General features: G+C 53.0%; 22 protein-coding genes. 3 read left to right on the forward strand and 19 right to left on the reverse strand.

The genetic code is table 11. The annotated features are described in order from the left end of the window. Positions 1-7: 7 nt before the first annotated feature. The 9 genes from AACY98_RS11360 to AACY98_RS11400 form a co-directional block, all read right to left on the reverse strand. On the reverse strand, positions 8-1,045 hold the full coding sequence (locus AACY98_RS11360) for an ABC transporter ATP-binding protein (protein ID WP_126980231.1): 1,038 nt from the start codon (positions 1,043-1,045) through the stop codon (positions 8-10). After that, positions 1,042-2,085 (reverse strand): ABC transporter ATP-binding protein, encoded by a 1,044-nt coding sequence (locus AACY98_RS11365; RefSeq protein WP_339805098.1) that lies wholly within the window; start codon positions 2,083-2,085, stop codon positions 1,042-1,044. The genes AACY98_RS11360 and AACY98_RS11365 overlap by 4 nt, the downstream gene beginning before the upstream one ends. A 5-nt stretch (positions 2,086-2,090) precedes the next feature. Beyond that, positions 2,091-3,026, reverse strand: coding sequence for an ABC transporter permease (locus tag AACY98_RS11370; protein ID WP_339805099.1), 936 nt, complete (start codon positions 3,024-3,026; stop codon positions 2,091-2,093). Further along, positions 3,023-4,000 carry an ABC transporter permease gene (locus AACY98_RS11375; RefSeq protein WP_339805100.1) on the reverse strand — a complete coding sequence of 326 codons (978 nt, stop codon included), beginning with the start codon at positions 3,998-4,000 and terminating at the stop codon, positions 3,023-3,025. The genes AACY98_RS11370 and AACY98_RS11375 overlap by 4 nt, the downstream gene beginning before the upstream one ends. 201 nt (positions 4,001-4,201) lie before the next feature. Continuing rightward, positions 4,202-5,737, reverse strand: coding sequence for an ABC transporter substrate-binding protein (locus tag AACY98_RS11380; RefSeq protein ID WP_339805228.1), 1,536 nt, complete (start codon positions 5,735-5,737; stop codon positions 4,202-4,204). Between the two features lie 537 nt (positions 5,738-6,274). Next, complete coding sequence (locus tag AACY98_RS11385; protein WP_339805102.1) at positions 6,275-9,325, reverse strand: efflux RND transporter permease subunit; 3,051 nt, start codon at positions 9,323-9,325, stop codon at positions 6,275-6,277. A gap of 26 nt (positions 9,326-9,351) precedes the next feature. Continuing rightward, a complete protein-coding gene (locus AACY98_RS11390; protein WP_339805104.1) occupies positions 9,352-10,578 on the reverse strand; it encodes an efflux RND transporter periplasmic adaptor subunit in 1,227 nt (408 codons plus the stop codon). Positions 10,579-10,834: 256 nt separating this feature from the next. Then, positions 10,835-11,347: a GNAT family N-acetyltransferase gene (locus AACY98_RS11395; RefSeq protein ID WP_126980224.1), complete on the reverse strand. Its 513-nt coding sequence runs from the start codon at positions 11,345-11,347 to the stop codon at positions 10,835-10,837. Positions 11,348-11,481: 134 nt separating this feature from the next. Further along, positions 11,482-11,988 (reverse strand): TlpA family protein disulfide reductase, encoded by a 507-nt coding sequence (locus AACY98_RS11400; RefSeq protein WP_339805108.1) that lies wholly within the window; start codon positions 11,986-11,988, stop codon positions 11,482-11,484. Between the two features lie 115 nt (positions 11,989-12,103). On the opposite strand from AACY98_RS11400, the gene AACY98_RS11405 reads away from it, so the two are divergent. Together AACY98_RS11405 and AACY98_RS11410 are read left to right on the forward strand one after the other, a co-directional pair. After that, entirely contained in the window at positions 12,104-12,544 is a 441-nt protein-coding gene (locus tag AACY98_RS11405) for a PTS sugar transporter subunit IIA (RefSeq protein ID WP_339805110.1), read from the forward strand. A gap of 42 nt (positions 12,545-12,586) precedes the next feature. Next, the gene (locus AACY98_RS11410) at positions 12,587-12,856 is read left to right on the forward strand and encodes an HPr family phosphocarrier protein (protein ID WP_126980221.1); all 270 of its coding nucleotides are present in this window, start codon (positions 12,587-12,589) and stop codon (positions 12,854-12,856) included. Between the two features lie 79 nt (positions 12,857-12,935). Here AACY98_RS11410 and AACY98_RS11415 read toward each other — a convergent pair whose 3' ends face one another. The 7 genes from AACY98_RS11415 to AACY98_RS11445 form a co-directional block, all read right to left on the reverse strand. Further along, the gene (locus AACY98_RS11415; protein ID WP_126980220.1) at positions 12,936-13,235 is read right to left on the reverse strand and encodes an STAS domain-containing protein; all 300 of its coding nucleotides are present in this window, start codon (positions 13,233-13,235) and stop codon (positions 12,936-12,938) included. A gap of 40 nt (positions 13,236-13,275) precedes the next feature. Continuing rightward, a complete protein-coding gene (locus tag AACY98_RS11420; protein WP_339805112.1) occupies positions 13,276-13,911 on the reverse strand; it encodes an MlaC/ttg2D family ABC transporter substrate-binding protein in 636 nt (211 codons plus the stop codon). Positions 13,912-13,968: 57 nt separating this feature from the next. Beyond that, positions 13,969-14,685: an MlaA family lipoprotein gene (locus tag AACY98_RS11425; protein ID WP_339805114.1), complete on the reverse strand. Its 717-nt coding sequence runs from the start codon at positions 14,683-14,685 to the stop codon at positions 13,969-13,971. Between the two features lie 22 nt (positions 14,686-14,707). After that, a complete protein-coding gene (gene mlaD, locus AACY98_RS11430; RefSeq protein ID WP_339805116.1) occupies positions 14,708-15,613 on the reverse strand; it encodes an outer membrane lipid asymmetry maintenance protein MlaD in 906 nt (301 codons plus the stop codon). Positions 15,614-15,641: 28 nt separating this feature from the next. After that, on the reverse strand, positions 15,642-16,448 hold the full coding sequence (mlaE, locus tag AACY98_RS11435; RefSeq protein ID WP_126980217.1) for a lipid asymmetry maintenance ABC transporter permease subunit MlaE: 807 nt from the start codon (positions 16,446-16,448) through the stop codon (positions 15,642-15,644). Further along, the gene (locus tag AACY98_RS11440) at positions 16,445-17,308 is read right to left on the reverse strand and encodes an ABC transporter ATP-binding protein (protein ID WP_339805117.1); all 864 of its coding nucleotides are present in this window, start codon (positions 17,306-17,308) and stop codon (positions 16,445-16,447) included. Before AACY98_RS11440 ends, mlaE begins: the two co-directional genes overlap by 4 nt. Before the next feature lie 390 nt (positions 17,309-17,698). Next, entirely contained in the window at positions 17,699-19,240 is a 1,542-nt protein-coding gene (locus AACY98_RS11445; protein ID WP_339805119.1) for a M48 family metalloprotease, read from the reverse strand. Between the two features lie 122 nt (positions 19,241-19,362). On the opposite strand from AACY98_RS11445, the gene moaC reads away from it, so the two are divergent. After that, positions 19,363-19,893 (forward strand): cyclic pyranopterin monophosphate synthase MoaC, encoded by a 531-nt coding sequence (gene moaC / locus AACY98_RS11450; RefSeq protein ID WP_339805121.1) that lies wholly within the window; start codon positions 19,363-19,365, stop codon positions 19,891-19,893. 50 nt (positions 19,894-19,943) lie between these two features. Here moaC and AACY98_RS11455 read toward each other — a convergent pair whose 3' ends face one another. The 3 genes from AACY98_RS11455 to AACY98_RS11465 all read right to left on the reverse strand — a co-directional run bounded on the left by AACY98_RS11455 (position 19,944) and on the right by AACY98_RS11465 (position 21,202). Next, positions 19,944-20,333, reverse strand: a complete 390-nt coding sequence (locus AACY98_RS11455) for a hypothetical protein (RefSeq protein WP_339805123.1) — start codon at positions 20,331-20,333, stop codon at positions 19,944-19,946. 70 nt (positions 20,334-20,403) lie between these two features. Continuing rightward, positions 20,404-20,811: a phage holin family protein gene (locus tag AACY98_RS11460; protein ID WP_339805125.1), complete on the reverse strand. Its 408-nt coding sequence runs from the start codon at positions 20,809-20,811 to the stop codon at positions 20,404-20,406. Positions 20,812-20,899: 88 nt separating this feature from the next. Further along, positions 20,900-21,202 carry a DUF883 family protein gene (locus tag AACY98_RS11465; protein ID WP_126980211.1) on the reverse strand — a complete coding sequence of 101 codons (303 nt, stop codon included), beginning with the start codon at positions 21,200-21,202 and terminating at the stop codon, positions 20,900-20,902. Positions 21,203-21,434 lie beyond the last annotated feature (232 nt).

Genomic DNA, 21,434 nt, shown 5'->3' on the forward strand with positions numbered 1-21,434 from the left:
AGTTCCTTCAATAGGGTGAAAGCTTGGTCAGATCGTTCAGGTGGCAGGCGCTGATGTGCCCTGCCTCAATAACCTGGTGCAAAGGCATTTCTTTTTTACAGCGCTCCATTGCATTGGGGCAGCGTGGATGAAAGGTGCACCCCGGCGGGGGCGCCAGCGGTGAAGGCAGCTCGCCTTTGATCGGCTGAAACGCGCGCTTCACGGTATCCAGTGTTGGCAGTTCTGATAAAAGCGCCTGCGTATAAGGGTGGTTCGGGTTGTTGAATACCGTTTCGGTCGGCGCAATTTCAACCAGACGCCCCAGATACATGATCAGCACGCGGTCCGAAATATGCCCCACCACGCCCAGGTTATGGCTGATGAAAAGGTAGGTCAGGTTCAGCGTTTCGCGCAGCTCCATGAACAGGTTCAGCACCTGCGCCTGAATGGAAACGTCCAGCGCCGCCACCGCCTCATCACACACAATAACTTTGGGCTTAAGCGCCAGTGCCCGGGCAATGCCAATGCGCTGGCGCTGCCCGCCGGAAAACTGGTGCGGGTAGCGTTGCGCATAATCAGGGTCCAGGCCAACCTGCTCCATCAGGCTGGCCACATATTCTTTCTTTTGCGCCTTTGAAACAATGCCATGTACCACAGGCGCTTCGCCGATGATATCCAGCACGCGCATGCGCGGGTTCAGCGACGCCATCGGGTTTTGAAAAATCATCTGCACACTGAGCTCGTACGCACGGCGCTCGGCGGTCTCCATGGCGCTGATCTTTTTGCCCATATAGGAGATTTCGCCCGCCGTCGGGGGATTGATGCCGGCAATAATGCGCCCCAGGGTCGATTTGCCGCACCCTGATTCGCCCACAATACCAATGACCTCCCCCGGGTAAACGTCCAGGTCCACACCATCCACGGCATGCACGACAGACGGTTTGTTTTTGGCACCCAGCAGGTTAGCGATTCTGTCGGCCAGGTCAATCGACTGGACAAAACGCTTTTCTATCCCTCTGAGCTTCAGCAAAGGTTCGCTTGACGATGTAGCTGCTGTCTCAATCATGTTGCTTTAAATCCATTATCGGTATGGGTCAGTGCGTTCCAGCAGCGAACCTTCTGGGTGGATGTGACAGCCGCCGGCTGCGGGTTCTGCAGACAGGCATCGGTTGCATAATCACACCGCGGGCGAAATGCACAGCCACGCGGCAGATGCAGCAAAGAAGGCGTCATGCCGCGAATCTGCCGCAGCATCTGCCCGTTGGTGGTGCGTGCAGGAATGGAGTTCATCAGCCCCAGCGTATAAGGATGCGCCGGATGTTTGATCACCGATTCAACCGGCCCGCTTTCGACAATGCGCCCGGCATACATCACCGATATTTCATCGGCCAGCCGCGAAACAATCGCCAGGTCATGTGTAATCCAGATCAGGGCAGTACCGGTTTCCTCACACAGCTTCTGCACTTCATACAGAATCTGGGCCTGAATTGTCACGTCCAGCGCTGTTGTCGGCTCATCGGCAATGATCAGTTTCGGATGGTTGAGCAACGCAATGGCAATTGCCACACGCTGCCGCATACCACCGGAAAGTTCATGCGGATATGTCTTCAGCCGTTCTTTCGGTGCCGGAATTCCGACCATTGCCAAAGCCTCTTCCGAACGCTTGAGCGCCGCCTCACGACTGACACTTTTGTCGTGTACCAGAATTGCCTCAACCATTTGTGTATCGATGCGCAGCACCGGGTTGAGCGTCATCATCGGGTCCTGGAAAATCATTGCAATATCTTTGCCCCGCAGCTTCTGCATCCGCTCTTCGCCAATGCCGACCAGCTCCTGCCCCATGAACTTGATGCTGCCATCCACAACACGTCCGGGCGCGTCAATCAACCCCATGATGGAGAACCCGGTGATGCTTTTGCCGGAGCCAGACTCTCCAACCAGCCCCAGAATCTCACCCTGCCGGATCGTCAAATCCACACCGTCCACCGCTTTCACCGCACCATCATGCGTGAAAAAATGCGTTTTAAGCCCCCGCACCTCCAGCACCGGAACGGCTGACGCTGTTAGCGGCATCGCGGATGTCTGTTGTTCTGTTTCTGTATTCATGTGGTTCAGTTTGAATTATGCGGGTTGAGGACATCACGCAACTGATCGCCCACCAGATTGATACTGATGATGGCAATTGCCAGCGCAATTCCCGGGTAAAAGCAAATCCAGTATTCGCCCGACTGAATATAGTCAAACCCGTTTTTAATCAGCATTCCCAACGAAGGCTCTGTTACCGGTACGCCCACCCCCAGAAATGAAAGCGTGGACTCCAGAATAATTGCGTGTGCAATGTTGATCGTGGCAATCACAATCAACGGCGGCAGGCAGTTGGGCAACAGGTGCTTGATCAAGATGCGCATCGGCCGCAGCGACATGCATTGTGCCGCTTCAATATATTCCTTGGAACGCTCCACCAGTGCCGAGCCGCGCGCCGCACGGGCGAAATAGGCCCACTGCGCGATGATCAGCGCATACACCACCTTGTCAACCCCCTGCCCCAGCACCGCCAGCAAAATCAGCGCAATCAAAATAGAGGGAAATGACAGCTGAATATCCACAATGCGCATCAGTACCGAGTCGACCCAGCCGCCAAAGTATGCTGCCGCCAGGCCGACCAGACAGCCAACCACCAGCGCCACTGCCACGGAAACAAACCCGACCATCAGACTGGTACGCAGGCCATAAAAAATAGCCGAGAGCATGTCACGCCCCTGCCCGTCAGTGCCCAGCCAATATGTCATGCCGGAAAATTCGCTTACACTGCCAGGAGGTAGCTTGGAATCAAAAATCTCCAGGGCCGCCAGGTCATAAGGGTCCTGTGGCGACACCCAGGGTGCAAACACCGCAACAAACAAGGTCAGCAGAAAAAGCACCAGTGCAATAATGGCAATTTTGCTCGAGCAGTATTCACGCCGAAAACGCTGCCAGGGGGTTTCCGGCGGCGGCAATGCAATAGCCGTGTCTTCAGCAGAAAGTGCAGCGGAAGTTGTGTCATTCATGATTTGGCTCCTTGCACCCGCACCCGCGGATCCAAAACGGAATACAACACATCCACAATCAGATTCAGCATCACCAATAAAAACACAATCAGAATCAGATAGGCCACCACAATCGGCCGATCCAGATTCTGAATCGACTGGATCAGATACTGCCCCATGCCCGGCCACGAGAAAATAGTCTCCGTCACCACCGCAAAAGCAATCACCTGGCCATACTCCAGCCCGGCAATCGTGATAATGGGAATCAGGATATTTTTCAGCAGATGCGTGCGCAGAATTTTGCCGCGCGGCACCCCTTTGGCACGCGCAAACTTGATATATTCCATCGGCAATGCTTCGCGCGTGGCGGCACGTGTCACCCGGATGATCAGCGCCGCCTTGGCACACGCAATGGTAAATGCCGGCAGCAGGATATACTTCCACCCCTCCAGCGTCAGAATGCTCAGATCGATCGGGCCAATGGACACAACCGGCCCTCTGCCGCCGGATGGCAGCCATTTCAGGTACACGGCAAACAGGATAATGAACATCAGCCCAATCCAGAAATTGGGCAGCGAGAAGCCCAGTGTCGAAACCGACATGATGCCGCGCGAACTCAGCGCATTCGGCTTGAGCCCAGCCCAAATACCCAGCGGAATTCCTATCAGCAGAGAAATCAGCATTGCAACCGTTGCCAGTTCAAGCGTTGCCGGCATACGCTGCAAAATCAGTTTCATGGCCGGTTCACCGTCATGAAAACTGTTGCCAAAATTCAGTTGCAGTGCCTGCCCCAGAAAATGAAGATACTGCACCACCAGCGGCTTATCCAGCCCCAGGTTCTGCCGGATCGCCGCGCGCTCAAGCTCTGTCGCCTCCGGGCTGGCCATCATGGCCACCGGGTCGCCCACCATATAAAGACCGCAGAAAACCAAGGCTGACATGACCAGCATGACCAACATGGCCTGCAAAATACGACGAATGATGTAAGCAAGCATGTTCTAAATATTTATTTCAGCGTGGAAAACAAATTATGCACGATGTCCTGCCCCATTATGCACAGGTTTTAACAAATCGCCACCCGCGCACGGCAATTAAAATACGCTGATGTCCCATTCACTATCCCATTAACCGCTTTGCTGCAGGAAATGCAGCAAAGCCTGAAGGCTGCAAGCAGCCTCCTCCTGACACCTATCAGATCATTTACCGGCAGGAACAACCTCCTGCGCCAGCGTCATCTGGTCAACACGTCCGGGGTAATCGATATCATTTTTCATCGCCCACACCGACTGTTCAAAATGAAGTGGCAACATTGCAAAATCGGCCATCGCCATTTCATTGGCCTGCCTGAGCAGGTCAGCGCGCCGGGCGTCATCCATTTCGGTCGCTGCGGATTCAACCAGTTTGTCCATTTCAGGGTTAGAGTAACGGCTGCGGTTGGTTGTCCCCACACCTTTTTCAATGTTGGGCGTAACCAGCAGCGCATTGAGCGTATTGGACATTTCACCGGTTGTGGTCGACCACCCTGCTAAATATGCACTGTACTCGTGACCATCACGTTTTTTAAAAAATACCGGCGGTGCAACAGCATCCACAGTGGTCTTGATACCGATCCGGCTCCACATGGCCGCCAGTGTCTGCGCCACTTTGCTGTCATTGATATAGCGCCCGTTCGGCGTCCCCAGAATCAGCGTAAACCCCTGTGCATAACCGGCCTGCGCCAGCAGTTCCTTGGCACGCTCCAGGTCGGCTGCGGGAATCTGCGTCAGTTTCTGGCTAGTGCCAAACATCGGGTAGGGCAGCAGTTGTGCGGCAGGCGTTGCAATGCCGCCCATCACACGCTCCACAATGGCTTTGCGATCCAGCGCCAATGACATGGCTTCACGCACACGGTGATCCAGCAGCGGGTTCTTGTTGCCAGTGCCCGAAATACCCGGCGTTTGCTCGCCATGCTGATCCAGTGCCGCATAAATCACCCGGTTTGATGCCTTGGTCACCACCCGGATACCCGCATTGTTTCTCAGGCGGGGCAAGTCTTCTGTGGGTGGATCTTCAATCAGATCCACATCCCCTGACAGCAAAGCCGCAATACGCGATGCCGGATTGGTAATGAACCGGTATGTCACCTTGTCCCATGCCGGTGGTGTGCCCCAATAATATGGATTGCGCTCAAATACAATCTCAGAGCCGCGACGCCATGATACAAAACGATACGGCCCCGTACCCACCAGCCCTTCACCGGCATTCAGTTGTGTTGTCGTTTTACCCTCAGGCGCTGCCCCTGATGCAGCCTTGGCCGACATGATCTGCAGGCTCGCCAGATTGTTGGGCAGCAGCGGATACGGTTTTTCTGTTGTAATGCGCACCGTCAGCGGATCAACAGCTTCAACACTGGTGATCTGCTGCGTATAAATCACATAAGATGATGGGCTGTTAGGCACCAAGGGCACACGCTTGAATGTAAACACCACATCGTCTGCCGTTAATGGGGAGCCATCAGAGAACTTGACATCCGGGCGCAGCTTGATGGTCCAGACATTGCCATCCGATGTCCAGGACTCGGCCAGGCAGGGTTTCAACTGCAGATCATTGTCATTGCAAATCAGCGGTTCAAACAAGGTCTGAGAAAACTGGATATTGGATGTCAGTGCATGGTACTGCGGGTCCATGGAGGTCGGCTCAGAGCGTATCGCAATCACCAGATCCCGTGCTGACGCCGCCATACTGCCGGCCATCAGCAGCAAAGAAAAAACACCGGCACACAGCAGCCTTTGCAGGCCCTGCCTGTCTGTTGTCAAACTGAAATTCATGAATAAACTCCTCATCGTGCGTTCGTTTGAATGAAGATAATTCGTGTGTATGCAATTTTTGCGCCCAGACAAATACCTTCAAAGCAGACAAACTGATTTTTCTGCTCTTCGTCCCTCAGCGTGAAACTGTACCGGCTCCATATACACAACCGGCAAGGCCGGGTGATACCCCCGAACCATCACACAACGGCATGAAATTCTTACAACAGCGGCCAGTCACATCATGCAAGTTGGAATTGTTTTGCAGCAACATACTTAAGCAAGTACATGCATCCAATGCGTACTGGAACGGCCATGTTATCACACGCAAATTTGGTGCATTGGCAAATCCAGCAGGCCATTATGGACAATCCATGCACCAGAACAGTTCTGGTAAATGCATTTATTTGGGGAAATGCCGCTACAGAACACAGCGCAGACGAGGTGTTTTCTACCGCCCGATAACCCCAAAAAATATACGGATCAGTGTGCTGCCTGTGGTTTGTGATGGTGGTTGAACAGGCGGTCCAAAGCCAGGAAAACGATAGGCGTTGTAAACAGCGTCAGCATCTGGCTGATCAGCAACCCGCCCGCAATCGCAATCCCCAGTGGCTGACGCAGTTCCGAACCTGCGCCAAAAGCCAAGATCAAAGGTATTGCACCCAGCATCGCAGCAATAGTTGTCATCATGATCGGCCGGAAGCGAATCAGACACGCTTTATGAATCGCATCCTTTGCAGAAAGCCCCTGCTCACGCATGGCATGCAAAGCAAAGTCAATCAGCAAAATTCCGTTCTTTTTGACAATGCCGATCAGCAGAATCACACCAATCAGCGCCATGATGGAAAAGTCCAGCTTCCATAGCCACAAGAACAGCACCGCGCCAATCCCGGCCGACGGCAGGGTAGAAAGAATAGTCAGCGGGTGGACAAAGCTCTCATACAGCACCCCCAGAATAATATACACCGCCAGAATGGCCGCCAGGATCAGCAGCGGTTGTGAGGCCAGCGAATCCTGAAACACCTGCGCAGTCCCCTGGAACGACCCCAGCACATTGGCAGGCATATTCAATTCGTTTGCAATGCCTTGCAAGCGAGTAACCGCTACGCCCAGCGGCGTTCCCTGCGGCAAATTGAATGAGATATTGGCTGCGGGCTGCATGCTTAAATGGCTGATGGACACCGGCCCCAAAGAAGGCTGCCCCATGTTCACAAATGTACGCAGCGGCACCATCTCACCCGTCAAGGGCGAGCGCAGATAAAAATAAGCCAGGCTTTCAGCACTGCCACGCCGCTCGGCATCCAGCTCCAGCACCACCTGGTATTGATTGGTCTGGGTCTGAATTTCATTGATCTGGCGCTGTCCGAATGCATCGTACAACGCATTATCAATATCCTGCGCAGAAAAGCCATACTGCGCGGCCATTTCGCGGTCAATGGTCATGTTGATGACGTGTGCATCCCACTCCAGGTCATTGGAGATATCCAAAAACATGGGGTCCTGCTTCAAACGGTCGGTCAGCGCCTGCGCCCAATAGGCCAGATCGGCGCTGTTTTGCGTACGGATGGTATACAGGTACTGTGCCCGCCTTGTTCCTGCGCCCACATTGATATCCTGCGATGCGCGCAAAAACACCTCAATCCCCGGTATCTTTACAAACTCACTTCGCAGACGGTCAATCACCTCGTGAATGGAGGCTTTGCGCTCGTCCTGATCCTTCAGCACAATCATCAGGCTTCCGCTGCCCACGGAAGAGTTGCTGCCCACCGTGTTATTAAAGCCGGCAATATCCGGGTCGGCTTTCAAGATATTTTCTATCTGCCGGTGCTTGGCCACCATGTCTTCATACGAAATATCGGAAGCGGCCCGGGTCGAGCCGAACATGAACCCGGTATCCTGCAGGGGAAAAAATCCTTTGGGAATGAAAACAAACCCCAGCACACTGATGAATAAAGTCAGAAAGAAAACAACCAGTGTTGTGCGCTGATGCTCCAGCACCCAATTCAAGCCGTGGTCGTAGACGCCAATCAGTCGGCTGAAAAATCCGCGCTCCTGTTGCTTGTGATGTTGCTCATCCAGCTTTTTCATGAACAGGCTGCCCAGCGTCGGTGCCAGCGTCAGGCAGACCAGAACAGAGATCAGGATAGCCGCCGTTGCCGTCACGGCAAATTCGCGGAACAGTTTACCGACGATTCCGCCCATAAACAGCAGCGGAATAAATGCGGCCGCCAGCGAAATGCTGATGGAAAACACGGTGAATCCGATTTCTTTGATGCCTTTCAGTGCTGCATCAAATTTGCTGTTGCCGGCTTCAAGATAGCGGTGGATATTTTCAATGACAATAATGGCATCGTCCACAATAAACCCGACAGAAATCACAATCGCCACCAGCGTCAGGTTGTTCAAAGTAAAGCCACAGATATACATGACAGCACACGTGGCAATCAGTGTGACACACAGCACAATGGTAACAATCACTGTTGCAGCCATCTGCCGCAAAAACAGCGCCATCACACCAATCACCAGGGCAATGGTCACCGCAAGCGTCAGTTGTACCTCGTGCAGTGAAGCCCGGATGGTGCGGGTGCGGTCATTGAGCACGCTCACCTTCATTGACGAAGGCAACATGGCCTGCAACTGCGGCAGAGCCTCCTGAATGCGGTTCACCGTATCAATGATATTGGCCCCCGGTTGCCGGCGGATCACCACCCCAACACCCGGCACCCCGTCCGGCCACGAAGCGGTGAATTCATTTTCCGGTCCAATGCTGACCGTCGCCAGATCTTTCAGATAAATCGGCGCATTGTTCTTCCACGTGATGATCAGATTTTCATAATCCTGCGGCTGTAACAACTGGTCATTGATTTCCAGCAAAGAGGACTGCGTGCTCCCGTAGATGGTGCCCTTTGGCTGATTCACGCTGGCCTGTTGCACTACGGAGCGGATATCGGCCAAAGTCACCCCTGCGGCAGCCAATACTTCAGGACGCGCCTGAATGCGAATCGCCGGGCGCCGCAAACCCCATATGGCCACCTCTCCCACACCATCAATCTGGGTTAACTGCCGCGACAAAATCGTCTCTGTCAGATCACTCAGTTCCGTGATGGACATGCTGTCCGATGTCACGCTCAACATCAGCACTGGTGCATCGGCTGGGTTGATTTTGCGCCATGTCGGCGCGCTGGGCATATCATCCGGAAGCCGGCGCGAGGCGGTATTGATGGCCGCCTGCACTTCCTGCACAGCAACGTTAATGTCTTTATCAAGTGTGAACTGCAGCGTCAGCGAGACCGAGCCTGTTGAGCTGGTAGAAATCATTTCCGTGACGCCCGGCACATTACTGAGCTGAACCTCCAGCGGCGTGGCAACCGAAGAGGCCATGGTTTCAGGCGATGCACCGGGCAGGCTGGCGCTGATGCGAATGGTGGGGAAATCCGTTTCCGGCAAGGACGCCACAGGCAGTTGCAAATACCCCAGCACCCCCAGCAACACCAGCGCAGCCGTCAGCAGCACGGTGCCAATGGGATGAGTCATGCACCAGAGGTAAACGCTACGCTGTTTCATAGGCGGTCAGGTTCGGCCTGCACAGGAGGTGAAGATTCAGCAACAGGATCGGGGTCAGCAGATACCGGGGGCGGCTCGTTGTCAGGAACCACTACCGGCTCTTCTGCATTGGTGCGCCGGACCAGCGCCCCCTCTTGCAACCTTGATGCACCGTCAGTCACCACTTCAGCCCCCACTTCCAGCCCGGTCACTGCAACCAGGTTTTCATCGGTATGTACAACTTCAACCGTTACCGGCGCAGCATGATCATCGCGAATCTGCCAGACATAGGTATACCGGTTGCCCTGCCGAATCGCTGTTTGGGGAATCACAATGGCATTTTCAATCTGTCTGAGCTGGATAGAGGTCAGCACCGTCTGGCCAGGCCATAACGCACGGTTACTGTTTTCAAACTCGGCCCTGACCCTAATCGTCCCGGTTGCAGTAGCAACACGGTTATCAATCAAAGACAAATGCCCCTGGGCCAGTAACTGCTGCCCCGTGCTGTCATACGCTGTAACCGGAATGCTGGTGAGTGAATTGGTTCGGGTCAAAGGCAGAAGCTGCGAGAGCAGATTCTGCGGTAAGGCAATTTCGACACCTATCGGATCAATCTGCACAATGGAAAACAGGCTCTGTGTATCGCCTGCGCGCACATAATTCCCCTGATGGGTATTTAAGATACCCACCATGCCGGTAATTGGCGACTGAATTCGCGTATAGGAGAGCATGACCTCCTGTTCGTCAATAACGGCTTTTTGTGTCTGCAAGGCCTGACGCAACTGTTGCACCAGCGCCTTCTGCTGATCCAGTATCTGGCCTGAAATGGCTTTTTGTGCCTGCAGTTCTTCATAGCGCTTCAAATCCAGCAGCGCCACATCCAGTTGTGCCTGCCGGTTGGCCAGCTCTGCACGCTGCTGCACCAGTACCGCCCGGATGCTGCGGTCATCAATGCGGGCAACCAGATCGCCCTGCTTGACCGTCTGCCCCTCCTTCACGTCCTGCGCAATCAGAATCCCGTCCACCTGCGTGCGCACTTCCACACTGTGCAGGGATACGACCGAACCGATGGAGCGCACCCGCACCGGCATATTATCCTGCCTGGCGTATGCCGTTGTCACCGGAACGGTAGGAGCGGGAGGCGTCGAATCTGAAGAAGAGGACGATTTGAACCCGAAATAGGCACCGGCAGCAACTGCTGCCAATGCGATGAAAGCAGGGATAAACAGTTTGGAGGTAGCCATAGCTTTTCCGGCTGATCAAGTCCTATCAGGCCACAGCGCCCGAAAAGATACTGAAAACAGCATACTCCATTTTTGATACATCATCAGGCACATGATTCTCACTTGCCATATGCCTGTTAAGCCCCGGGCAAAAGGATAATGCCCTGAATATAACGCCTATGGCTTCTTGGCATGATTATCAACCAAAAAAGCTTCCCATGCACAAACCCTTTATGACAGGCATCAGATAAATCTGTTTAATTCTGCCGAGAAAAAACTAAACCAGCTCGGCTTTCAGATAGTGCGTCCCAGGCATGGGGTTAAAGTAATAAGGGGGAATTTCCTCAAATCCCAAAGATCTGTACAGTTCACGCGCTAGGTCCATCTGATCCATGGTATCGAGCAACATCGTCGTATAACCGGTGTTTTTCGCGCACTCCAGCAAGGCTTCCGTTAACTGGCGGCCAACGCCAAAACCACGAAAAGACGGGCGGACATACAGCCGCTTCATTTCGCAGGCATTGGCATAATCACAGTCCCTCTGAGGACGAAAGGCACCACACCCGGCCAGATGCTCATCCACAAAGGCCAGTAAAACCAGACCATCAGGCTCGGCATAATCTCCCGGCAATGTGGCAAGTTCGTTTTCAAAATCCTGAAAGCTGAGGTCAAACCCAAGCGACAGTGCGTACTCTTGGAAAATTTCCCGCGCTAAACTGATATCCCGCTCCGTAGACAAGGGACGAAGAACAATATCAGGTAATGACGCAGGTAACGACTCTGAATCCATATCCGTTTTGTGACTATCCAGACAATATATTGAAGAATGTACAGTTTAACAGCGTACCGTCAAATCTCAAAAGAAGGGAATTTCAGGGTATTTTTGTGCAAAACGGGGCTTTTCAGCCCATCTTGTTTTCTGCTTTATAGCAGCCCTTCAATCAGGCGGTTAAATTGAGCCATGTCCACCGTACCGGTAAAGCGCTCAACCACACGGCCCTGCCGGTCAATCACAATTGTGGTGGGCGTATACCGGATACCGCCCCAGTCCTTGGCAACACTGCCGGTAGAGTCGTAGGCCACCTTGAACGGCAATGCCTGGGAACGGGCATAGTTCACCACTTTCTGAGGCGAATCCCCATATACGGCAACCGCAATCATCTCCAGCCCGCGCGGGCTGTATCGCTCATAGGTTCTGGCCAGATGCGGCATTTCCCGTAAACAGGGGCCACAACTGGTCGCCCAGAAATTAAGCACCACCACCTGCCCCGAAAAATGGTTCAGATTGACCGAACTGCCATCCACCAGGCGAAACGTTGTCTGAGATGCAGGCTTGTCGGTAAGCATCCGGTAAGCCCAGAAAGCAATGAATAACGCCGCAACCACCAGCAAAATGCGGGTAAAGCCAAGGGTTGTACGTTGAGCAGCCATATCTTTATTTTTCAATCATTTGCCAAGCATTGACATTATTATCACCAAATTTTTCATGTAATCCAATTTATAATAACAAATCAATTTTTATTTTTGCTCGCATACTCCTTGACCTATGGCGCCAGAAACGAGTCCTTTTCATACGGGTATTTTGCTGATTGCGCATGCGCCCTTGGCTTCCGCACTGAAAACCTGTGCCCTGCATGTCTTTCCGGAATGCGAGCCATTGATCCAGGCCTACGATGTCACGCCTGAAACATCACTGGAACAGGGTCTCACACATGGCCTTAAACTGGCACGCCGCCTGCATACCAACCAGATCCTGGTTCTGACCGATATTGTTGGCGCAACCCCTTTTAATATTGGGAAGCGGCTGATGGACACGCTGGCACATACGCAAGGTTTTTCCAAAGCCATCAGACTGGTTTGCGGTACCAATGTCCCCATGCTGATGCGCGCACTGACTTATCGCCATGAACAACTGGAAAAACTGACCGATCTGGTCGTCACAGGAGGCGCGCGCGGTATCATTCATGTATCGCCCCAGCTACCATGATCTCTTCAAACTAATTAAACAATAACGATTCCCTGCCCCTAAATGCTTGAACAAACCATTACCATTTCCAATAAACTGGGACTGCATGCGCGTGCATCAGCCAAATTGACAAAAGCTGCCGGGCAGTTTCAAAGTGATGTCTGGTTGACGCGCAACAGCCGCCGTGTCAACGGCAAAAGCATCATGGGCGTCATGATGCTGGCTGCGGGTATTGGCAGCGAAGTTCTGCTTGAAACGGACGGGCCGGACGAGGCACAGGCCATGCAGGCACTTGTCGACCTGATCAATGACAAGTTCGGTGAGGGGGAATAAAGCCTGGCATGCCATTGGCACGCTGGCATCTGTCTTTCAGCCCTGTGTATTCCTGTTATTTATTCAGAAAAACCAATAATCAGGCGGCATCCGGCAGAAGCTCAGCCACACCATACAGGTGGGTGAGCTCCCTCAGTTGAGAAGGCATGTTTTGAATGGCAATGGTGCACTTTAACGCATCGGCATCGCGCCGGCACTGCAACAGCACTGCCAGCGCAGAAGAATCAAAAGACCCCACGGCGCTGGCATCAATCACAGCCACCGTATTACCCGTGGCACGATTCGCCTGACAGACCTCGGCGATTGCCTTTTTAAGCAACGCACTGCATTCCACCGCATTCTCAAACACCATGCGTTCCGGCAGTTTCAGTGCAGACATTGAACCCGATGTTGCCATATATATACGTTGATATACGTTGTTATTTGCCACCACCGGCATTTTGCCGATTGCGCTCTTGCAGCACTTTGATCAGGCCATCAATACCGCCGGAGCTGAGCTGGGGCTGGAACTGGCTGCGGTAGCTCTCCACCATCCATACGCCGGCCACATTCACGTTGTATACCTTCCACTGGTCATTCTCCAGCCGCATCCGGTATGACAACTCCACCGGGTTACCCTGCCCGCGGACTTCGGTATTGACCGTGACGTCGGTATCCGTAGCTGCCGCCCGGTATGGTCGCATGGCAATTGACTGGTTCTGGCTGACCTGATCCAACGCCCCGGAATAAGTCCGTACCAACAGCAACTCAAACTCATCCTGTAATTGCTGGCGTTGCTCTGGTGTGGCTTCGCGCCATGCGGGCCCAACGGCCAACGCCGTCATGCGCGCAAAATTCACATGGGGCATGACTTTTTCATCCACCACTTCCATAACACGCTCAATATTGCCAGAGCGCAGCGCCTGATCTTTTTTCAACAGATCCAGCACTTCGTTGGAAACACGCTCAATCAGCACATTAGGCGCTTCAGCCGCATTTGCACCCTGTGCCAAAGCGGCTGTCATGCCTGCAAAAATCAGCCCTGTTGCAACAAGTAGGGATTTCAACCATTTCATATGCAAATTCCTTATAAATATCCCGTTAAAAGTGTCAATTGTTTTCACAACACACATTTATAAATCGTCATCATCAATATCAAAGTCCAGATCCATGGGCGGATTACCATCATAAATCAGGTTTTGCCGCCGCTGCATGTAACCATCACGGACAAACAGATACTTATCCAGCGCAGCTCCTTCCAGCACATTATCGGCACCAATCAGCTCCGCACGCAGGTTAATGCCGTGCAGTGCGATCACACCATAGCGCGTTCCATCGTCCTGAATATAGGTGATGGGAGAACCATACCAGTCTGCAACCATCCCGACGGAGTCACGCACATTGGATGAGCCCAGAATCGGCCACACAATGTAAGGGCCAGGGCCAACCCCCCAGTACCCCAGGGTCTGCCCGAAATCCTCCTGCGGACTGTCCAGCCCCATGCCTGTTGCAACGTCAACCAGGCCACCAAAACCAAAAATGGTATTAACACCCAGACGAAACACACCCGTCAGAAATTTTTCCGGCTTCAGCTGCAAGGCCGCATTCAGAGTACCCCAGGCATCTGAGGCGTTATTGAAAAAATTACTGACATGCTGGCGGGCAAATTCCGGCGTGACCGCCTTATACCCGGTTGCCACCGGTTTTAAAATGGCCTGGTCCACACCGTCATTAAACGAATAGACCGCCCGGTTCCATGGCTCCAGCGGATCTTTCGGATCGCTGCTGGCACACCCGGCAGCCCAAAAACTCAAAGCTACAGTCGTTAAGACGACAATTTGTTTTTTCATCCCATCACCGTTTTTATAAGGATCAGTCAGCGCTGGCAGTACCTTTGTCTGCCGCTGTATTGTAAAGGAACTGCCCGATCAGGTCTTCCAGCACAATGGCGGACTGCGTCTGCGTCACCATCAATGGCTGCCCATTGTTCTGTGCCTGCGCTTTAGTGGTAGCCTCTTCAAGCGTTTCATCCTCGATTCCTGGAGAAACTGCTACATACTGGCTGCCAATCAGCCCGGAAGACATGATTTTTAATGAGCTGTCACTTGGAAATGCATACTGCGACTGCAAATCCAATGTGGCTACCGCCTGGAACATGTGGTCATCAAAGCGGATAGAGCGGACGTGTCCGACAATCACCCCGGAGCTCTTGACCGTTGCACCAGCCTTCAGCGAACCGATATCCGTAAACCGCGCATTGATCGTATAGATTTTTCCTGTCAGCGGCTGGCTGCCATCTGCGCCCGGAATGATCTGTGAAACCATCTCGCCCAATGAAACAGAAGCCTGAGTCCGCGTCACGAGCAACGGCGCGCCGCCCTGAGCGCTTTGTGCCTGCTGTGTCGCATGTTCAAGCGTCGTTTCTTCAATACCGGGAACAATGCTGATGTATTCTTCACCGAGCAAGCCTGAGGTCAGAATCCTCAACGTGCTGTCGACAGGAAACTCATAACGGGACTGTAACTCTATATTGGCAACTGCCTGGTCGATCTCATTGTCATAAACAACACTGCGGACACGGCCCACAACCACCCCCGCACTTTTAACGGGAGAGCCTGATTTGACACCACCAATATTGGAAAACTGTGCATTGACCGCATACGTTTTATCAAATGAAAAATTGACCAGATTGCCAACCTTCAGCGCCAAAAACACGATGGACAAAATGCCCAGCATGACAAACAGACCTACCCAGATGTCGTATTTTGAACGTTGCATAATTGTTTATCCTGAGATCCACTTTCTATTACGAGGCCATGAACATGAATATGGTCAGCACCACATCCAAAGCCAGTGTTGTAAATGACGCGACCACAACCGTTCGGGTTGTTGCACGTGATACGCCTTCCGGCGTTGGCTGGCAGTTAAACCCCTGCCACAACGCAATGAAGGTGACCGCCACGCCAAAAATCAGACTTTTCAGCAATCCATTACCAATATCGTGAAAGATATCAATGCTGTTTTGCATCAGTGACCAGAATGAGCCGCCATCCAGGCCGATCATCGGCACACACACCAGGTAAGCACCAATGATCCCGATGGCGATAAAAATCGCCGACAGCAAAGGCACAGCAATCACCCCGGCCCAAAAACGCGGCGCCAGCACATCCCGCACCGGATCGACCGCCATCATCTCCATGGCCGTTAACTCATCATTCGACTTCATCAACCCGATTTCCGCCGTCAATGAAGTTCCGGCACGCCCGGCAAACAGAATCGCGGTCAGCGCAGGCCCTAACTCTCTGAGCAACGCAAACCCTGTGATCATGCCAACCACATCTGCTGCGCCAAACTGCTGCAGGATGTTATACATCTGCAGTGCCAGCACAAACCCGACAAACAGACCGCACAGCACAATGATCGACAGCGACCGGTTCCCCAAAATAAACAACTGTTTCACCAGTGCACGAAACTGGGAGAACATGCTCCCCAACAGCACCAGCAAGCGCAGTAAAAGCCGGGTGGAAGTGCCAAATACATCCAGCAGCTGGCGCACGCGGTATCCCAGTTCACCGGGACTCAGCCACGGCGATGCGTTCTTTTTATCGCTCATTCGGCCTCCTGCAAATAATCCTGCGCCGCATCCATGGCAGGATAATGAAAGTGCACCGGCCCGTCAGCCTCAGCATTGACAAATTGTTTCACCATTGGATCCTGTGACGCCCGGAGCTCCTGTGGACTGCCCTCGGCAATCGCAATGCCATTGGCCAAGAAGATCACGTGATCAGCAATGTCAAATGTTTCCGCCAAATCATGCGAAACCACCAGGCTGGTCACCCCCAGCACGCGGTTTAAATCCCGGATCAGCCGTGCAGAAACACCCAGTGAAATCGGGTCCAGCCCGGCAAACGGCTCATCATACATCACCAGGTCCGGATCCAGCGCAATCGCTCTGGCCAATGCCACACGCCGGGCCATACCGCCAGAGATTTCATTGGTCATCAGATCACGCGCACCACGCAGCCCCACCGCATCGAGCTTCATCAAAACCAGATCACGGATCATCGGCTCGGTCAGGTTGGTGTGCTTGCGCAGCGGAAACGCCACATTCTCAAATACATCCAGATCGCTGAACAAGGCGCCAAACTGAAACAACATGCCCATGCGGCGCCGGATGGCATACAAACCATCCATATTCAGCGCGCTGACATTTTGCCCGTCAAACAACACCTCGCCACTGCTGGCGCGGTACTGGCCTGTCAGCAAACGCAGTACGGTGGTTTTTCCACCGCCCGAAACCCCCATCAGCGCCGTGACCTTGCCTTTGGGAATTTTAAAATTGAGGTGATCAAGCACCCGATGCTGCCCACCATAACCGAAACAAACATCACGAAACTCCGCCAATAAGGCCGGACTTTCTGTTTGCTGGGTTTTTTCCTGACGAAAAATTTCCTGTGCGCCTGGTGGAGTCATCTTAAATTACTGAATACCTTTATGATCTGTACGCTTTGAAAGAGAATACATCTCCTGACAGTCTGCCGATAAACCTACATGACTGTATGTAAATGACGATTATCCTACAAATTCCGAATTCCTTGTTTTCCCATATGGCAGATACCCATTGAGCCGCAGCGAATAACACTGCGCCTGACCTGGTTTACACGCAGATTGTTGTCAATACATTGGTCAAACCGGAATTTCCACGGGAATCATAGGGGGCAACAACCCAATAACCATGAGCACAAAGCGGGAACAGTCTGTTGACAGTTCAAAAAGCCTTTTCTATTCCCAGCCCATTGACCGGCGCCGAGCTGACATGATCCGCAAACAGCAGAATAATCTCATCAACGCCTGCGCGGCAAATTACCTCATCTGCTCCATACGATCTTTCTGGGCCTGTTCCGCCACCCTTAACCTGGCCTGAATCAACTCCAGATCATAAATCGTGGCATTGTTCTGCCGCCCCTGGCTTAATGCGACTTTAAAACGGTCTATGGCACCGCCAAAATCACCCACCACCATACGCGACTCGCCCTCGGCCCGCAACGCCAACGTCGGCTGACGGTTCATGCTGTATGCGGTAGACAACAGCGTCCAGGCCACATCATCATCTGTCTGCTTAAATACCCAGGGCTGCAATGAGTCAATGGCCTGTACCGGCTGCCCTGATGCCAGCGCTGTTTGTGCCCGCAGCAAACGCTCCGGACGCGCCAGTACGGCAACCGTGGTGGGTTCGTCTCCCAGCCATTGCAAGGCCTGCGCAGGATTATTTTCAGCCAATGCAATTTCAGCCCCCAGCAACTGGGCAATCCGTTCCGCCACGGGTTGCCCCTGAACCTGCTCCACCAATTGCCGCTGCAACTGGTTTGCCTGCTCAAACTGCCGTAACTTGACAGCCGCCAGTGCTCCTGCATATAAATCCCCGGCGCGTGAATCTGCTTCACGCCCGGCGATAGGCGCGCCCATACCCGTTTGCAACAGTTGGCGCAACGCATCGGGCTGGCTGCGTGCCAATACTTTGGCCCGCGCGCCCATCAGCGCCTGCTGGTAATCCATCGGCCTGGAAGCGGTATGCAGGTCAATACCTGCACGCACCTGCGCTTCGGCAATACGTTCGTTGGTTAACGGGTGTGTGCGCAGATAGGGATAGCTTGTGGTGTCACTGTACCGCGCTGCATCGGCCAGTTTTTGAAACATTTCTGCCATCCCCTGGGGACGAAAGCCCGCATCCACCAGAACCTTATACCCGATACGGTCCGCCTCATATTCCATTGTGCGCGTAAAGTTGATCTGCCCCTGTATTGCAGCGGCCTGTCCTCCCATCAGAATGGCACTGCCCACCGAAGGGTTGGCACTGGCAGCCGCAGCACCAATGATCAATGACGCAATGGAGATCAAAGAGAAGTTTTTACTTTCTGCATACAGCCGCGCAATATGCCGCTGAAAAATATGCACCGATTCATGCGCCAACACAGAAGCCAGTTCATCGCGCGTATTGACAATGGAGACCAACCCAAGATTGACGCCAATATAAGCTCCAGGCAACGCAAAGGCATTGACTGTGGGGTCCCGTATCAGAAACATCTTCCATGCCATACGCTGATGCAGGTCTTTACTCAACTCTCCATCGCGCAGCGATGCATTGAGAAGCCTCTGCCAGATATCGTTGACATATTCGTGCAGCAAGGGGTCGCGTTCATATACAGGGTCTTGCTGAATCTGGTAAGCAATCTCATCGCCGATTTGACGCTCCTCCACCCAACTCAGCCCAGTATCAGCCCCCCCTAAAGAAGGCAACATACCTCCTGAGCCGCTCATCGGGACAGGAACCAAATCAGGGACCTGCGCATAACTCACAGCACTGAAGGCAAATGACAACGCGGTCAACCATACAGCAAAACGCATAGACAACCCTATGATGCAATTAAAATAAGCACTGGCACAACCCAAAAACCTGGTTGCTCAAGCACAATGAAAATACGTTAGAGTCTCTATCGTACCCGAAATTCCATTTTTCGATATGGCTTATGACACATTCCAATACCCCAAAACAACTGACCCATTTTGATCATCAGGGCCAGGCCCATATGGTTGACGTGGGGGCCAAGCAACCCACGCACCGTAGCGCCACGGCACATGGCTACATCCTGATGCAACCGGCTACGCTGGATACCATTCTCAGTGGCCAGGCACGTAAAGGAGATGTTCTGGGTATTGCGCGCATTGCCGCCATCATGGGAGCCAAAAAAACGGCAGACCTCATTCCTTTATGCCATCCCATTGCGCTGACCCGTGTCACGGTTGAATTTGAAACGTTTGCCCAATTTAACAGTACACAACATGCAGCAGTGCGCTGCATCGCCACCACAGAAACAATCGGGCAAACCGGTGTTGAAATGGAAGCACTCACAGCCGTACAGGTTGGGCTGCTGACCATTTACGACATGTGCAAAGCAATTGATCGCGCCATGAGCATGTGCGATGTGGCTTTACTGGAAAAAAAGGGAGGTAAGTCCGGCCACTACCAGGCCCCTGCATCTGAAATACCGAATAAATAGCCGCGTACAGTGCGCTACAGCAGCACTGCAAACCACAGCTTTATCATTCGTTACGGTGCAGGAGGATGTTTTTTCTGGTGCTTTTTCTCCAGCCAGTTTAAAACCAGGGGAGAAATCACACCGGCCCAGCGCCATACCCTCTTATAGCCGCCGCGGCGTAACAGCAAAGGCAGCAACAAGACGGCAAGCCCGGCACAGGCAGCCAAAGAGGGATTCTTTATTAAGGCGCGCATGGTTTTGCTGCGCGGGAAAACATTGGGGGATTCCGCTGCCAATGTCTGTGTATGCAAAGCATCCGCATCTTCATGCTGCCGTGGCGCACTGGCCATCAGGCGCGTACGCTGGGCCGCAATCCGGGCAGCAAGCGCCGTTTTTTCGTGCGGCACATGCACAAATTCCGGAGGAACCATTCGATGCTGAGTTACTTTCTTTTTTGCCATGATTTCAGTTCGCTGTAAGCCTCATTCACCGGATCAGCACAGTACCAGAATGCAGCCGCCTCTGACCCTATCAAAGACGCTCTTTCAATGCCTCCCAGTCCTGCGACAGCTCTTTTCGAGTTAACTCGAATGCCTGACGGGATTTCCGGGCGACCTGCAGCAGCAAAACAAGCATAACCACCCAGACAACGATCCAAAACAGCACAACCCCCCAGGCCACCATCACTCGGAACGGCGTGTCCCAAAAGGTCACGATGACGGCCATGGATATGCCCATCAATATGCCCACAGTCAGCCCAGTACACACCAAAAACAAAATCGTCAGTTGCTGTAACCGACGCTTTTCCTCCTGCCACTCCAGCTTGGCCAGCAACGCCCTTGCCTCAAGCCCACTGGTGCCTTCCGCCATGGCCTCACGCATACGCTCAGACCATGAATCGATCCACCGGTCAACGCCCAAAAGAGACAATAAACTCATGGCTTGTGCTTTAACTTTCTCAAACCGCGATGCAACGCAAAGTCAGTATTCACATCTACTGCCTTTGCAATGCATCTGCTCAGGTTTTTTAACGGCGTCCGAGCAAAAATCCGATTGCCATCCCCACAGCCACAGCCGCACCAACAATGCGCCAGGGCTCTTCGTGTGCATACTCATCGGCAGCACGTGCTGCACGTTTAGCACGGTATGCCGCTTCTCTGGCTGCATCGACAGCAGATTCACGAATATCATGCAACTGGTTTTCTACACGCGCACGCAATACCTTCACTTTGGCATTGCCAGCCAGCGCTTCCTCTTCCAGCACTTCTTTCAAGTCTTGCGCCAAGTTCTGCAGCTCTTCAGCGACTTTAGCCGTATTTTCAGTACCCATTACCTATCTCCTGTTGAATTCTGTATAGACCCATCGGTCAACAACCATAGTGTACCGGACTTGCATTGACCATGTACACACCCCATAACGCGTTAGCAGTTTTTTAGATAACAGGGCGTATCAAAAGTTTCTACACGTTTTATCGGATGCTGAAATATTCAGCTCACGATACGGATTTAAAAATCGTTGATTTTCACTTTCAATATTGCCGGGACTGTCAGCCAATTACCTA

It is taken from the genome of Saezia sanguinis (genome assembly GCF_963921665.1).
In the GTDB taxonomy this organism is placed as follows: Bacteria; Pseudomonadota; Gammaproteobacteria; order Burkholderiales; family Burkholderiaceae_C; genus Saezia; species Saezia sanguinis.